This is a genomic window from Sphaerotilus microaerophilus (assembly GCF_023734135.1).
GTDB classification, from domain to species: domain Bacteria; phylum Pseudomonadota; class Gammaproteobacteria; order Burkholderiales; family Burkholderiaceae_C; genus Sphaerotilus; species Sphaerotilus microaerophilus.
In genome coordinates, this window is sequence record NZ_AP025730.1 from 4,029,198 (window position 1) to 4,042,052 (window position 12,855).

Genomic DNA, 12,855 nt, shown 5'->3' on the forward strand with positions numbered 1-12,855 from the left:
CGCCCGGCCCTGCACAGCCCGCTTCGACCATGACCGACGTCCTTTTCGACTACGACCGTCCCGATGCCAGCGGTGCCAGCTGCACCGCCCACGCCTGGGCCAAGGTACCCGCCCCGCTGCAGCCCGCCGAGCGTGATGCGCTCAAGGCGCGCGCGCGCCAGCTGCTGGCCGAGCGCAGCGCCGTGCTGGTGGCGCACTACTACGTCGACGGTGACCTGCAGGACCTGGCGCAGGAAACGGGCGGCTGCGTGTCCGATTCGCTGGAGATGGCCCGCTTCGGCCGCGACCACGCCGCGCAGACCCTGGTGGTGGCGGGCGTGCGCTTCATGGGCGAGACGGCGAAGATCCTGTCGCCCCACAAGCGGGTGCTGATGCCCGACCTGGACGCCACCTGCTCACTGGACCTGGGCTGCCCGGCCGACGACTTCATCGCCTTCTGCGATGCCCACCCGGACCGCACCGTGGTGGTCTACGCCAACACCAGCGCCGCGGTGAAGGCCCGCGCCGACTGGATGGTGACCAGCTCCTGCGCGCTGCCCATCGTGTCGCACCTGAAAGCGCAGGGCAAGAAGGTCCTCTGGGCGCCCGACCGCCACCTGGGCGGCTATATCCAGCGCGAAACCGGCGCGGACATGCTGATGTGGAACGGCGCCTGCATCGTGCACGACGAGTTCAAGGGGCTGGAGCTGGAGCTGCTGCGCCGCGAGCACCCCAGGGCCAAGGTGCTGGTGCACCCCGAGTCGCCCGCCAGCGTGGTGGCCCAGGCCGATGTGGTGGGCTCCACCGCCCGGCTGCTCAAGGCGGTGATCGAGGAGGACGCGACCGAGTTCATCGTCGCCACCGACCGCGGCATGTTCCACCGCATGCACCAGGCCGCCCCCGGCAAGGTCCTGCTGGAGGCCCCCACCGCCGGCAACAGCGCCACCTGCAAGAGCTGCGCACACTGCCCTTGGATGGCGATGAACGGCCTGCAGGGCCTGGTCGACTGCCTGGAGCACGGCGTGGGCGAGATCCATGTGGAGGAGCCGATCCGCACCCAGGCGCTGGGCTGCATCGAGCGCATGCTGGACTTCACCGCCCGGCTGAACGCCCCGGCCCCTGCCGGCCTGGTGCCGAACATCGGCGCTGCCTGAACACGAATTGTTCAGGTCCGGCATCAAGTCCAGCCGCCAGCCGGCCGATAAAGGCGCATCCCGTGCTCTCCCGGAACGCGCCATGGCCATCGATTTCAGCTCCGTCCACAACCACTACGAACGCCCGGTCTTCGACGCCGTGACCCGGCTGGCGCCAGGCTACCCCTACCTGGACGAAGCCGCGCTGCCCGACGTGGCCTGCGTGGCGCTGAACCGGTTGGGCGCACGTTACATCCGCCACTCGGTGGACCTGTCGTTCTACCTCACCGAGAAGGAACGCCTGGGCATGGAGCAGACCATCAGCGAGGCCGTGGCATTCGCCTTCGAGTTCGTGCAGGCCCGCATCGCGATGCGGGCCCGGAGATGACTTTCCCCCGTTGCGCCTGACGGCGCTCCCCCTCAGGGGGCACAACCAGCGGACTGGCCGAGCCAGATCCGCGGTTGTCGCTGGCTGAAGAAGGTCACACCCAGCGGCTATTGCCAAACACGGATCCGCCGCTGCCGCTGCTCACCGAATCGCGCGCACGCCGGCTCTTGGCCACGCGGCCCAGCACGGTCGGGAAGCTCACCGGCAGCGCGTTCGGGAAATCGCGGCTGTAGTGCAGCCCGCGGCTCTCGTGGCGCAGCAGCGCCGAGCGCACGATCAGCTCGGCGCACTCCACCAGGTTGCGCAGCTCCAGCAGGTCGCGGTTGACGCGGAAATTGGCGTAGTAGTCCTCGATCTCGTCGCGCAGCAGGCGGATGCGGTGCATCGCCCGCTCCAGCCGCCGCGTCGTGCGCACGATGCCGACGTAGTTCCACATCAGCAGACGCAGCTCGTCCCAGTTGTGCGAGATGACGACCTGCTCGTCGGCGTTCTCCACCTGGCTCTCGTCCCAGGCCGGTAGCGCCGGGCGCTCGCCCTCGCCCGCGGCCAGGATGGTGTCCGCGCAGGTACGGCCCAGCACCACGCACTCCAGCAGCGAGTTGCTCGCCAGCCGGTTGGCGCCGTGCAGGCCGGTGTAGGTGGTCTCGCCCACCGCGTACAGCCCGGGCAGGTCGGTGCGGCCGAGCAGGTCGGTCACCACGCCGCCGCAGGTGTAGTGGGCCGCCGGCACCACGGGGATCGGCTCGCGGGCGATGTCGATGCCCAGCGCCAGGCAGCGCGCGTGGATGGTTGGGAAGTGCGACTTGAGGAATTCCTCGCCCAGGTGCGTGGCATCCAGGTGCACGAAATCCAGGCCCAGGCGCTTCATCTCGAAGTCGATCGCGCGCGCCACCACGTCGCGCGGCGCCAGTTCGGCGCGTGCATCGTGCCCGGGCATGAAGCGCGCAGCCTCCCCGTCCACGTTCGGCAGCTTCAGGTGCGCGCCCTCACCGCGCAGCGCCTCGGTGATCAGGAAGCTGCGGTCCTGCGGGTGGTACAGGCAGGTCGGGTGGAACTGCACGAACTCCATGTTGCCGACCCGGCAGCCCGCCCGCCAGGCCATCGCGATGCCGTCGCCGGTGGAGGTCTCGGGGTTGCTGGTGTAGCGGTAGACCTTGCCCACCCCGCCGCTGGCCAGCACCACCGCGCTGGCCGCCAGCGTCTCGACGCGCTGCGCCTCGATGTCCAGCGCATACACGCCGTAGCAGCGCGGCGCGTCCTCGCTGTGCAGGTGGTGCGGCGTGATCACGTCGATGGCCATCCAGCCCACCCGCAACTCGATGTTCGGGTGACGGGCCACCTCGGCGAGCAGGGCCTCGTGGATGGCCTTGCCGGTGGCGTCCGCCGCGTGGGCGATGCGCCGCACCGCGTGCCCGCCTTCGCGCGTGAGGTGCAGGCCCAGCGGCCCGCCCGGGTCGGACGAAAACGGCACGCCGCGCTCGACCAGCCACTCGACCGCCCCAGCGCTGCGCTCGGCGATGAAGCGCGCGGTGTGCTCGTCCACCAGGCCGGCGCCGGCCTCCTGGGTGTCGCGCACATGGCTCTCGACACTGTCATCGTCCCCGAGCACGCCGACGATGCCACCCTGCGCCCACGCAGTGGCCGCCTCGTCGAGGTTGCGCTTGGCCAGCACGACGACGCGGCGCTTCCGTGCCAGGTGCAGCGCCACGGTGAGCCCGGCCAGGCCGGCCCCGACGATGACCACCGGAAGGGCGGACGACGAAGAAGATGAAGGTGATGACATGCAGCGTTGCCTACAACACGACGCACCCAGGGTGCGCGCCGCCACGCCGTGGCGCCAACGGGCGACCGGTTCGTGACACAGGACACGAATGATAGGATGCCTGCCGTCTTGATCACTGTGCTGATCCACCGCAGTCCGGACCACAGTGCACCGATTCACGGTCTCAGCAGGTGCAAAGGCATGCCCCCCTCAACGGATCCTCGGCTGTCCCAGCCGGATCGCCTCCCCGCGCAGCCCACCGGCCCACAGGCGATGGACTTGCGACGCAGCGGTCCGGCCTCCGGCGTGCCCGTGACACGCCTGCGCCAGGTTCCCCCGGCGGCGGCAACGGCCCCGGTGATGCCCCCCGTTGCCCGGCCCACCGCCCCTCCGCCGCTGCGGCCCGCCGCGAAGGCGGCTGCGCCAGCGGCGCCGCTGATCCACCCGGCCCCGGTCGCGCCCATGATGGCCGCAGCGGCGCCTGCGGCCGCATCCCCGGCGGCGGCCACCGCCGAGCCCGACACCCTCGTGCCCACCCAGTGGCTGCGCGCCGAGGACGACTACCTCGATGGCCGCACCGACATCGGTCGGGCGATGGGCAACCACACGCGCGAGCTATTCGTTTCCTGCGAACCGGGCGAGGCACTGCAGCAGCAGTTCGAGCACCTGCGGCCCAGCTACATCGCCCTGCATGACCTCGCCTGCCTGGCCTCGCGCCACCTGCTGCATGCGGTGGCCGCGGCCGCCGGCCAGGCGGTGCAGCGGCTGGTGATCCGGCGCCAGGGCTTCGGCACCACGCTGGCCGTGCTCGACTACGTCGACTGCCCCAGCGAGGACGGTGCCAGCGTGCGCCTGTACGCCACCGACGCCGACGAGGCCGACAGCGCCGCCCGCCAGGCCCTGGCCCGGGTGCTGCTTTGCCGTGCCACGCTGGCGGTGGTGATGGTCGGCGACGTGCCACCCCATGCCCTGGCCGAACAGCTGCAGCCGCTGCGCCAGGCGTTGTATTCGACCGACTGGGAGTGCGCCCGCCTGGTCTTCATGCCGCTCGCGGCCCCCCCCGTGGCGGCGCTGACCAACCTTGCCAAGGCACTGGGGGCAGGCACCGGGGTGCACACCCAGGTGGGCTCGGTGGCCACCCGGCCGGCCGACGCCTGGACCATGCTGAGCACCGCCTGGAACGAGCAGCAGGCCCAGGTCGGCCAGCCCGGCATCGTGATGAACCGGCTGCCGGCGTCGGCCACCGCCCCGGGGGTGATGCGGCCCATGCCCGCCACCCCGGCGTCGGCCCAGCCGGCGCGGCCACGCCAGGCGCTGGAGCGCTTCATCGCCGAGCTGATGCACCAGCCCGGCGTGCTCGCGGCCTGCCTCTTCGACCTGGCCACCAGCAAGGTGCTGGCCCATGCCGGCGACGCCCACCCCGGCGCCGACCTGGCCCGGCGCGGCACCTTGCTGGTCACGGCCGCCAACACCAGCCGCAAGCAGCTCGGCCTGCCCGATGCCACCGAGGAACTGCTGGTCAACGGCGGCGAGCAGTCGCTCGGCCTGCGCCGCCTCGGGAGCCACCCCGGCCTGGTGCTGCACCTGGTCTACCGCCCGGCCCAGGCCAGCTGGTCCCAGCTGCGCCCGAAGGTGATGGCGCTGGACGCCGCCCTGTCGCACAACCCGATCAGCTGAGGTGTCCGCCCCCTGGCCCGTTCAGGGCGCCGCCGTTGCCGCGCCGCTGAAGTACCTCGCAGGCTACCCGCCCGAGCTGCTGTCCCAGGTGCGTGCCGCCATCGCCGCCGGCCGGCTGGGCCCGGCGCTCGCCCAGCGCTACCCCGAGCGCCACGAGGTGCGCAGCGAGCGAGCGCTGTACGACTACGTCAGCGCCATCAAGAGCGAGTTCCTGCGCCAGGCGGAGCCGCTCGCCAAGGTGGCCTGGGACCCGAAGCTGCACGTCATCCGCAATGCCCTGGGCACCCACACCGCCGTGTCGCGGGTGCAGGGCGGCAAGCTCAAGGCCAAGCGCGAGATCCGCATCGCCGCGCTGTTCAAGGAGGCCCCGGCCGCCTTCCTGCGCATGATCGTCGTGCACGAACTCGCCCACCTCAGGCAGCGCGAGCACGACCGCGCCTTCTACGCCCTGTGCTGCCACATGGAGCCGGCCTACCACCAGCTGGAGTTCGACCTGCGCGCCTGGCTCACGCTGCGGGAGCTGGCACCGGACGAAGCGGCCCGGCCGGCCTGACGCTTGCCCCGTCGGGCTTGTCGGCTTGGCAGGGATCGCGCCACGCGCGTGGATGGGTCCGCTCGCCGCGGGAGCCGGGTGCAAAGGGCGCGAGCTGGGCGGGGACTGGCCGCCAGCGGTGCTGGCACCGGTCGTGCCGCGCAGCCTGGGTCAGCCACTCACGCCTGGCGCGGCAGCGGGCGGCTGCGCCTTTGACGGCGCCACGATCGCGCTGCAGCCCATCGTCGATGCGGCCCACCTGGTGCACGGCCCCATTGCCTGCGAGGGCAACCGCTGGGACAACCGCCACTCGGCCAGCTCCGGCTCGCAGGGCTACCGCACCGGCTTCACCACCGACCTCAACGAGCTGGACGTGATCCACGGCGGCGAGAAGCGCCTCTTCCAGGCCATCCGCGAGATCGCCCGCCTGCGGGTGGCACGCGGCGCGGACGCGGAGCTCCAGGACCGCACCGAGGCGCTGAGTACCATTGAGGAGGCGCGCGCCTGGGAGCGCATACGCGCCTACAGGCAGCGCCTGACCGGCAAGAAGATGCTGCTGATCACCGGCGGGGTGAAGAGCCGGTCGGTGGTCTCCGCCCTGCAGGAGGCCGGGCTGGAGGTGGTCGGCAGCTCGGTGAAGAAGTCCACCCAGGATGACAAGGAGAGGCTCAAGGAGATGTTCGCCACCATCCACGGTGACCAGGCGGATGCCCACATGATCGACGCCATGACCCCGCGGCAGATGTACGCCATCCTGCGCGAGGCCAGGGCCGACATCATGCTCAGCGACGGGCACAGCGAGTTCGTGGCGCTGAAGGCCCGCATGCCCTGGATGGACATCAACCTGGAGCGGCACCACGCCTTTGCCGGTTGCGAGGGCATGGTCACGATGGTCGAGCAGATCGACAAGGCGCTGTTCAACCCGATGTGGGCGCAGGTGCGCCTCCCCGCGCCGTGGGAGGTCAGCGGCCCGCTGCTGCGCGAGCAGGACACGGCGTCGCTGGCCGCGGAGGCGGCACCGGCCTGAACGGGCTCAGCTAGCCCTTGCCGGCAGCACCACGCGTTGCTCCACCGGCAGATCCGGCGGCTCGTCTCAAGCGACGGCGCCCAGCGCCACTGCATGGGCCCAGCTGTCGGCGCGGTGGCGGAAGCGGCAGACCTTGCCGGCCGCATCAAAGTGCCATAGGTGCACCTCGTCGTCCTCCACCACCGTCCGGCCGGTGGCGCGCACGGTGGCCTCCAGATCGATCAGGGCCACCACCAACGGTCCGTCGGCCAGCAGTTTGTGGGGCACGAAGCGGGAGAACTCGAGCGCAGCCAGCGACTCGAAGAACCCGACCACCGCCTCACGCCCCCGGCGCGGCTGCAGCCAGGGCACCGGCGCGGGCGTCGGGCCTTGCTCGCCGTATTCCCACTGCACATCATCGGCCAGACAGGCGAGGATGGCGGGCACATCGCCACGACCGAATGCGGCATACATGTGCTGGACGGTTTCTAGGGGTGTCATGGGAAGCTCCGGTTGCAGCGCAGGCGAAGAACTCATTCGCCGGCAAGGAGGGGCCGCCAGCCGTCAAGGCGCGGCGGACCTCGGGTGTACGCGGGGCCACCCCGGTCTGGATGCAGACCGGCCACCCGGACAAACCCTTGCATCAGAGGTGCATCCGTTCAGCCACTCGCAGCGTAGAACACTCAACCGAGCAGTGCTGTCGTCACCACTGGGTCGGTCCCCTTACCTTCAACGCAGGCGCCCCGTCCATGAGCCCTGGTCAGCCTTCCCCACCCTCTCCGCAGGAGCGCCAGCGGCGTGACCTGCGGCTGGTGCAGCTGCTGAGCGGCGCCGCGCGGGGCAGCGCGGACGACTTCGAGACCTTCTACGACCTGACCATCGGCCACGCCAGGGCGCTGGCCAGGCGCATCGTGCACGGCGCCGACCTGGACGATGCCCTGGCCGACGCCTACCTGGATGCCTGGCGACGGCTCGGCAGCTACGACCCCGCACGGGGGACCCCGCTGGCCTGGTTGCTGAGCATCGTGCACAGCAGGACGCTGGACCTCTGCCGGCACCGCAACCCTCGCCTGGAATCCTTCGATGCCCAGCCCGACGGCGCCGAAGCGGCGGACGACCGCCCCGACCCCAGCGAAACGCTCTGGCAGCTGCAGGCTGGCCAACGTCTGGCGGTGGCCCTGGCCGGCCTGTCCGCCCAGGAGCGCTGGCTGCTCGGGCTGGCCTACTTCCGCTATGCGTCCCACGCGGCCATCGCCGAAACCACCGGCCTGCCGCTAGGCACGGTCAAGTCCTCCATCCTCCGCGCGCAGGCCAAGCTGCGCCTGCAGCTCCAACCGGTGACCTGATGGACCCTCGAACCGCCCCCCCTGCCCTGCCCGCGGAGCTGTGCGACATGCTGCACGACGCCTTCTCGCCCGACGCCCCCGACCCGGTGGCCGACCAGCGCCTCAAGCGCCGGCTGCTGCAAACGCTGGCCCGGCAAGCCACCGCCTCGCACCTCACGGTGCCGCCCACCGACGAAGGCTGGCGCGCCTTTGCCCCCGGCATCCAGATGAAGCTGCTGCACCACGACGGCCAGGCGGCGGCCTATCTGCTACGCATGGCCGCCGGGGCGGTGATCCCGCCGCACCGGCACCCGCAGGATGAAGAATGTGTGGTGATCGAAGGCCGGCTGCACATCGGGAGCCTGCAGGTGCCCAGCGGCGGCTTCCACCTGGCGCGCCGCGGCGCCCTGCACGAGTCGGTGCAAGCGCCCGCGGGGGCGCTGATCTACCTGCGCGGTGCAGCGCCGGACGCGGCGCAACTGATCTGATCGGCAGCCTCGTCACCAAGCCACCTCGTCACCGCACCACCTCATCACCTCATCACCTCATCACCTCATCACCTCATCACCTCATCACCTCGCCGCATCAGCGACGGGTCCACCGACCTCGCTCAGGCCGGCCGGACGGCGGAGGGTGCCAGCGGCCCCTGCACCAGCCACTGCTGCCAGAGGGCACGCCAGGGCGCCCAGTCGTGCCCGCCATCGACGTGCATGACGTGCCCGTCGGGCAGCAGGCCGGCGGCCAGGCGGTGGGCACTGCCCATGCGGTCGCCCCGGCCGTAGCCCAGGAAAACCGGCGGCGCATCGGCCGGCGGATGCGCCAGCCATTGCCACACGTCCTGCTCCAGGTCGTTCGCACCGAGCTTGGCCGGGCTGGCCAGCCAGCGCTGCGGCCCGCCTTCCCGGCCGATCGCACGGATCACCTCGTCGCTGCCCAGGTAGGGCGCGATCGCCAGCACGCCGTCGACCTTCCCACCCGGCTCCTCCCCGTGCCGGGCCGCGTAGCCGAGCGCGCCAAAACCGCCCAGCGAGATGCCCGCCAGCCAGATCTGCCGGTAGCCCTGCCGGCGCGCCGGGCCGATCACGTCCTCGCGCAGCCGGTCCAGCACGCTGCGGTCCATGTAGTAGCCCAGGTGCGCATCGGCCAGCAGCACGTCCACATCGGCACGTCGCCCCTTCAGGTCGGCCACCAGCCCCTCGCGCACGAAGTCCTGCGGGCGGTCGAAGCGCCCGGGCAGCATCACCACCAGTGTGTCCGCCCGCCCCGGCGCCGCTGGCTCGCGCAGCAGCGGCATGGGCACCACGCTGCTGCGCGGCAGCATGCCGCACCCTCCCAGCAATGGCGCCAGCCCCGCGGCGCCCGCCAAGCCGAGCCCGATCCGCGCCAGGGCGCCCCGGCGGTCCGTCCGGGGCATCCCCCCGGCTGGGTTGAGGTGGTTTGTCTTGTTCATGTCCATATTTTGTCCAAGACAAATAACCACTGTTGTCGAGCGTGATTGCGGCAACGCCCCCCACCACCGGCCTCCAGCGCACGGCCAGTGCCCGAGCAGCGCCTGCCCAAGCGGCCGGAGCGGGTCGCGGTGCTGCCGGGCTGCCACCAGACGCCGGCCGACCTGGAGGAGCTGCGCTGCGGGTTGCCTTTGCGCCAGTTCGACCGGCTCACGGGCCTGCTGTCGACCGACGCCTTCGCGCAGCACCTGGTCGAGATCTCCGGCCGCACGCCCGCACAACACGGTGTGTAATGGCGAGTGTGCGGAAAACCGTCGCCGCATCCGCCACATTCGAATCTGTTCATGCCACTACCCGCTCGTCTTCTCCTGCTGCTCGTTCTGGGCCTGGCCATCGGTACCGCCCGAGCTGAGCGCATCACCGTGGCAGCCGCGGCCGATCTCAAGTTCGCGATGGACGAGATCGTTGCCGCGTTCCAACGGCAGCATCCCGCCGACGAAGTCACCGCCATCTACGGCTCGTCTGGCAAGTTCTACACCCAGCTCCAGCAGGGTGCGCCCTACGACCTGTTCTTCTCGGCTGACATCACCTACCCCCGGGAGCTGGCCAAGGCAGGTCTGGCCGGTTCACCCGTGCAGGCCTACGCCACTGGCCGCCTGGTGTTGTGGAGCCCCACGCCCGATGTGGTGCGCCGCGGCCTGACGGGACTGCTGGATGCAGCGGTGACCCGCATCGCCATCGCCAATCCGCGCCACGCCCCCTACGGCCGCCGCGCCGAAGAGGCGCTGAAGGCAGCTGGCGTCTGGTCGCAGGTCCAGGGCAAGCTGGTGCTCGGCGAGAACATCGCACAGACCGCGCAGATCGTGCAGACCGGCAATGCCCAAGCGGGGCTGATCGCGTTGTCGCTGGCACTGAGTCCCGAGCTGACACGCAGCGGGCAGCACCAGTTGCTGCCCGCTGCGCTGCATGCCCCGCTGGAGCAGGCCTTTGTCGTCACGCAAAAGGGCGCAGCCCAGCCCGCGGCCCTGCGTTTCGCGGCGTTCATGGGCACAGCAGCAGCGTCCGCGGTCCTGGCGCGCTGGGGGTTCGAGCCACCCACTGCGGCTGCAGTGCGCCGTACACAGTGATGCTCTCTGCCGACGACTGGCAGGCGCTGGCGCTGACACTGCGGCTGGCCGCGGTGGTCACGGCCATCCTGTTTCTCCTTGCCACGCCGCTGGCCTGGTGGCTGGCGCGCAGCCGCTGGCGCTGGAAAGGGGTGGTCACCGCGGTGGTGGCCCTGCCGCTGGTGCTGCCGCCCAGCGTGCTGGGCTTCTACCTGCTCATCGCGCTGGGTCCGCAGGGCCCCGTGGGCCAGCTCACCGAGTCGCTCGGGCTGGGGCGCCTGCCCTTCAGCTTCTGGGGGCTGGTGCTGGCCTCGGTGGTGTACTCGCTGCCCTTCATGGTGCAGCCGCTGCACAACGCCTTCGAGGCCATCGGCGAGCGCCCGCTGGAGGTGGCCGCCACGCTGCGCGCCTCGCCGCTGGACGCCTTCTTCTCGGTGGCGCTGCCGCTGGCGGGGCCGGGCTTCCTGACCGGCGGCATCCTCACCTTTGCGCACACCGTGGGCGAGTTCGGCGTGGTGCTGATGATCGGCGGCAACATCCCCGGCGTGACCCGCGTGGTCTCGGTGCAGATCTACGACCACGTCGAGGCGCTGGCCTATGCGGACGCGCACCGGCTCTCAGCGGTGATGCTGGTGTTCTCCTTCCTGGTGCTGCTGGCCGTCTACGGCTGGCGCGGCCGGCCGGCGGCCAAGGGGGCGATGTGAGCGTGCCGGCCATCGAGGCGCGCCTCCACCTGCCCTGGCCGGGCTTCACGCTGGACGTGGACCTGCGCCTGCCCGGGCGCGGCGTGACGGCGCTGTTCGGCCACTCCGGCTCGGGCAAGACCACGCTGCTGCGCTGCATCGCCGGGCTGGAGCGGGCACCGGGCGCGCGCGTGGTGTTCCAGGGCGAGGTCTGGCAGGACGGCGCCACCTGGCTGCCCACCCACCGCCGCCCGCTGGGCTACGTCTTCCAGGAGGCCAGCCTCTTCCCGCACCTGAGCGTGGCCGGCAACCTGCGCTACGGCCTGAAGCGCGCCGGCGCAGACGACTCCGCGCTGCAGCAGGCCATCGCCCTGCTGGGCATCGGCCACCTGCTGGAGCGCCGCCCGGACCGCCTCTCCGGCGGCGAGCGCCAGCGCGTGGGCATCGCCCGCGCCCTCGCCCTGCGCCCGCGCGTGCTGCTGATGGACGAACCGCTGGCCGCGCTGGACCATGCGCGCAAGAAGGAAATCCTGCCCTACCTGGAGCGCCTGCGCGACGAGCTGGACATCCCCATCCTCTACGTCAGCCACTCGCCCGACGAGGTGGCCCGGCTCGCCGACCACCTGGTCGTGCTGGCCGACGGTCGGGTGCAGGCCGAGGGCCCGCTGGCCGAGACGCTGACCCGCCTGGACGGCCCGCTGCGCCTGGGCGAGGACGCCGGCGTGGTGCTGGCCGGCACGCTGGCCGAGCGCGACGAGGCCTGGCACCTGGTGCGCATCGACTTCCCCGGCGGCCACCTCTGGACCCGCGACCCCGGCCTGCCGCTGGGCAAGGCGGTGCGCGTGCGCGTGCTGGCACGCGACGTCAGCCTGGCGCGCCAGCCGCCCTGGAGCAGCAGCATCCAGAACGTGCTGCCCGGCGTGGTCGATGCCCTGGCGGCGGACGAGCACCCCGGCGTGGCGCTGGTGCGCGTGGTGGTGGGCGACGAAGACGCCGGCCACGCCACCCTGCTCGCACGCGTCACCCGGCGCTCCGCCGCCAGCCTCGGGCTGGAGCCGGGCACGCCGGTGTGGGTCCAGATCAAGTCGGTGGCGCTGCTGGAAGGCTGAGCCACCGCAGGAACCGGGCCCTGCGGGGCCCGGCTGGCCCGTCAGGCCCGTCAGGCCCGTCAGGCCCGTCAGGCCCGTCAGGCCCGTCAGGCCCGTCAGGCCGGGATGCGCGCCACCACGGTGGCCAGGCGCTCGCCGAACTTCTTCGCGGTGGCGATGTCGCCGGCCGGGATCTCGTCCACGCTGGCGTCCGACGGGGTGGCGGTCATCAGGCCGCTGGAGGAGGCGACGTAGTTGATGTCGTCGCGCGTGGCCGCCTTGCTGTTGCTCGGCATCATGCCGGTGCCCACCCACAGGCCGCTGTGCTGCATCGCCAGCGTCATGAAGTAGTGCAGCGTGCTGTGCTTGTCGCCGTTCATCGACGCGGAGTTGGTGAAGCCGGCGAAGAGCTTGTCCTTCCACGCCTGGGTGAACCAGGCCTTGGAGCTGGCGTCGGCAAATTTCTTGAACTGCCAGCTCACACTGCCCATGTAGGTCGGCGAGCCGAAGACGATCATCTTGGCGGCCTGGAGCTGCTCCCAGCCGCCCTCGGGCAGGTTGCCTTCGGCGTCGATGGCCACCAGCGTGGCGCCGGCCGTCTCGGCGACGGCCTGCGCGACCTTCAGGGTGTGGCCGTAGCCGCTGTGGAAGACGATGGCGATGTCGGACATGGTCAAATTTCCTGGAATGTGAGGACGGGAGAAGGCTGCCCCTGCGGGCGGGGTGAC

Annotated in this window: 15 protein-coding genes; 11 read left to right on the forward strand and 4 right to left on the reverse strand. The window is 71.4% G+C overall.

From position 1 onward, the window contains the following. Positions 1 to 29: 29 nt before the first annotated feature. Positions 30 to 1,133, forward strand: coding sequence for a quinolinate synthase NadA (gene nadA, locus NGK70_RS17165; RefSeq protein ID WP_251969708.1), 1,104 nt, complete (start codon positions 30 to 32; stop codon positions 1,131 to 1,133). A gap of 82 nt (positions 1,134 to 1,215) precedes the next feature. Beyond that, positions 1,216 to 1,500 (forward strand): late competence development ComFB family protein, encoded by a 285-nt coding sequence (locus NGK70_RS17170; protein ID WP_251969709.1) that lies wholly within the window; start codon positions 1,216 to 1,218, stop codon positions 1,498 to 1,500. A gap of 94 nt (positions 1,501 to 1,594) precedes the next feature. On the opposite strand, the gene nadB is transcribed toward NGK70_RS17170, so the two are convergent. Further along, positions 1,595 to 3,283 (reverse strand): L-aspartate oxidase, encoded by a 1,689-nt coding sequence (gene nadB / locus NGK70_RS17175; RefSeq protein ID WP_251969710.1) that lies wholly within the window; start codon positions 3,281 to 3,283, stop codon positions 1,595 to 1,597. Between the two features lie 339 nt (positions 3,284 to 3,622). On the opposite strand from nadB, the gene NGK70_RS17180 reads away from it, so the two are divergent. Genes NGK70_RS17180 through NGK70_RS17190 form a run of 3 tightly spaced genes read left to right on the forward strand, consistent with a single transcriptional unit; the run spans position 3,623 to position 6,498 of the window. After that, on the forward strand, positions 3,623 to 4,939 hold the full coding sequence (locus NGK70_RS17180) for a hypothetical protein (RefSeq protein ID WP_251969711.1): 1,317 nt from the start codon (positions 3,623 to 3,625) through the stop codon (positions 4,937 to 4,939). Position 4,940: 1 nt separating this feature from the next. Next, on the forward strand, positions 4,941 to 5,492 hold the full coding sequence (locus NGK70_RS17185; protein WP_428985527.1) for a YgjP-like metallopeptidase domain-containing protein: 552 nt from the start codon (positions 4,941 to 4,943) through the stop codon (positions 5,490 to 5,492). A 52-nt stretch (positions 5,493 to 5,544) separates the two neighbouring features. Beyond that, positions 5,545 to 6,498 (forward strand): nitrogenase component 1, encoded by a 954-nt coding sequence (locus NGK70_RS17190; RefSeq protein ID WP_251969712.1) that lies wholly within the window; start codon positions 5,545 to 5,547, stop codon positions 6,496 to 6,498. A gap of 66 nt (positions 6,499 to 6,564) precedes the next feature. Here NGK70_RS17190 and NGK70_RS17195 read toward each other — a convergent pair whose 3' ends face one another. Beyond that, positions 6,565 to 6,978, reverse strand: a complete 414-nt coding sequence (locus tag NGK70_RS17195) for a nuclear transport factor 2 family protein (protein WP_251969713.1) — start codon at positions 6,976 to 6,978, stop codon at positions 6,565 to 6,567. 248 nt (positions 6,979 to 7,226) lie between these two features. On the opposite strand from NGK70_RS17195, the gene NGK70_RS17200 reads away from it, so the two are divergent. Beyond that, entirely contained in the window at positions 7,227 to 7,823 is a 597-nt protein-coding gene (locus NGK70_RS17200; RefSeq protein ID WP_251969714.1) for an RNA polymerase sigma factor, read from the forward strand. Beyond that, on the forward strand, positions 7,823 to 8,290 hold the full coding sequence (locus NGK70_RS17205; protein WP_251969715.1) for a cupin domain-containing protein: 468 nt from the start codon (positions 7,823 to 7,825) through the stop codon (positions 8,288 to 8,290). The genes NGK70_RS17200 and NGK70_RS17205 overlap by 1 nt, the downstream gene beginning before the upstream one ends. A 122-nt stretch (positions 8,291 to 8,412) precedes the next feature. On the opposite strand, the gene NGK70_RS17210 is transcribed toward NGK70_RS17205, so the two are convergent. Next, positions 8,413 to 9,123: an esterase family protein gene (locus tag NGK70_RS17210; RefSeq protein WP_251969716.1), complete on the reverse strand. Its 711-nt coding sequence runs from the start codon at positions 9,121 to 9,123 to the stop codon at positions 8,413 to 8,415. Positions 9,124 to 9,297: 174 nt separating this feature from the next. On the opposite strand from NGK70_RS17210, the gene NGK70_RS17215 reads away from it, so the two are divergent. Genes NGK70_RS17215 through modC form a run of 4 tightly spaced genes read left to right on the forward strand, consistent with a single transcriptional unit; the run spans position 9,298 to position 12,148 of the window. Continuing rightward, complete coding sequence (locus tag NGK70_RS17215) at positions 9,298 to 9,543, forward strand: hypothetical protein (protein WP_251969717.1); 246 nt, start codon at positions 9,298 to 9,300, stop codon at positions 9,541 to 9,543. 51 nt (positions 9,544 to 9,594) lie between these two features. Beyond that, on the forward strand, positions 9,595 to 10,377 hold the full coding sequence (gene modA / locus NGK70_RS17220) for a molybdate ABC transporter substrate-binding protein (protein ID WP_251969718.1): 783 nt from the start codon (positions 9,595 to 9,597) through the stop codon (positions 10,375 to 10,377). Continuing rightward, positions 10,374 to 11,060, forward strand: a complete 687-nt coding sequence (gene modB / locus NGK70_RS17225; RefSeq protein ID WP_251969719.1) for a molybdate ABC transporter permease subunit — start codon at positions 10,374 to 10,376, stop codon at positions 11,058 to 11,060. The genes modA and modB overlap by 4 nt, the downstream gene beginning before the upstream one ends. 2 nt (positions 11,061 to 11,062) lie before the next feature. Continuing rightward, positions 11,063 to 12,148: a molybdenum ABC transporter ATP-binding protein gene (gene modC, locus NGK70_RS17230; protein ID WP_251969720.1), complete on the forward strand. Its 1,086-nt coding sequence runs from the start codon at positions 11,063 to 11,065 to the stop codon at positions 12,146 to 12,148. A gap of 95 nt (positions 12,149 to 12,243) precedes the next feature. Here modC and NGK70_RS17235 read toward each other — a convergent pair whose 3' ends face one another. After that, positions 12,244 to 12,798 (reverse strand): flavodoxin family protein, encoded by a 555-nt coding sequence (locus NGK70_RS17235; RefSeq protein ID WP_251969721.1) that lies wholly within the window; start codon positions 12,796 to 12,798, stop codon positions 12,244 to 12,246. Positions 12,799 to 12,855 lie beyond the last annotated feature (57 nt).

Coding starts and splice junctions, on each gene's coding strand:
- NGK70_RS17170 (WP_251969709.1), top strand. CDS start 1,216: ATGGCCATCGATTTCAGCTCCGTCCACAACCACTACGAACGCCCGGTC.
- modA (WP_251969718.1), top strand. CDS start 9,595: ATGCCACTACCCGCTCGTCTTCTCCTGCTGCTCGTTCTGGGCCTGGCC.
- NGK70_RS17190 (WP_251969712.1), top strand. CDS start 5,545: ATGGGTCCGCTCGCCGCGGGAGCCGGGTGCAAAGGGCGCGAGCTGGGC.
- NGK70_RS17200 (WP_251969714.1), top strand. CDS start 7,227: ATGAGCCCTGGTCAGCCTTCCCCACCCTCTCCGCAGGAGCGCCAGCGG.
- NGK70_RS17210 (WP_251969716.1), bottom strand. CDS start 9,123: ATGCTGCCGCGCAGCAGCGTGGTGCCCATGCCGCTGCTGCGCGAGCCA.
- NGK70_RS17195 (WP_251969713.1), bottom strand. CDS start 6,978: ATGACACCCCTAGAAACCGTCCAGCACATGTATGCCGCATTCGGTCGT.
- nadB (WP_251969710.1), bottom strand. CDS start 3,283: ATGTCATCACCTTCATCTTCTTCGTCGTCCGCCCTTCCGGTGGTCATC.
- NGK70_RS17180 (WP_251969711.1), top strand. CDS start 3,623: ATGCCCCCCGTTGCCCGGCCCACCGCCCCTCCGCCGCTGCGGCCCGCC.
- NGK70_RS17205 (WP_251969715.1), top strand. CDS start 7,823: ATGGACCCTCGAACCGCCCCCCCTGCCCTGCCCGCGGAGCTGTGCGAC.
- nadA (WP_251969708.1), top strand. CDS start 30: ATGACCGACGTCCTTTTCGACTACGACCGTCCCGATGCCAGCGGTGCC.
- NGK70_RS17235 (WP_251969721.1), bottom strand. CDS start 12,798: ATGTCCGACATCGCCATCGTCTTCCACAGCGGCTACGGCCACACCCTG.